General features: G+C 69.1%; 1 protein-coding gene. It reads left to right on the plus strand.

What is annotated here, in order from left to right; all coding sequences use genetic code 11:
• A partial coding sequence (locus tag B7G66_RS16985) for a hypothetical protein (RefSeq protein ID WP_003621785.1) occupies nucleotides 1-492 on the plus strand: 492 nt, incomplete at its 5' end.

Below are 492 nucleotides of genomic sequence, written 5' to 3' on the forward strand. Positions count from 1 at the left end.
ATGACCGGCCTGTGTATCGCGCAGTTCCGGCATGAAATCGTCGCCCCCGCCCTGGCGCATATCGGGCTGGGCGGGGATGCGGCGGTCAGCCTGCTGACCGGGACGGCGCTGGCGGAAAGCGGCCTGACCTATGTGGCGCAGGTCGTATCAGGGGGCACCGGCCCCGCGCGTGGCCTGTGGCAGATGGAACCCTTCACCCATGACGATATCTGGGCCACGTTCCTGTCGGATGCGCGTCTGTCCTCCCTGCGCGGGGCGGTGCTGGACCTTGCCTCCCAATGGCCCGCGCGGGTGTCCCAGCTTCCGGGCAACCTGCCCTATGCCTGCGCCATGGCGCGGCTGAAATATTACCGCGCGCCGGGGCCGCTGCCTGCGGCCGATGATGCGGCGGCGCAGTGCCGGTACTGGAAATCCAATTACAACACGGCGCTGGGTGCGGGGGCGGCGGATGGGCCGCATATCGCCCTGTTCCAGCGCGCGATCGAGGCGTGA

It is taken from the genome of Novacetimonas hansenii JCM 7643 (genome assembly GCF_000964405.1).
Lineage (GTDB): Bacteria > Pseudomonadota > Alphaproteobacteria > Acetobacterales > Acetobacteraceae > Novacetimonas > Novacetimonas hansenii.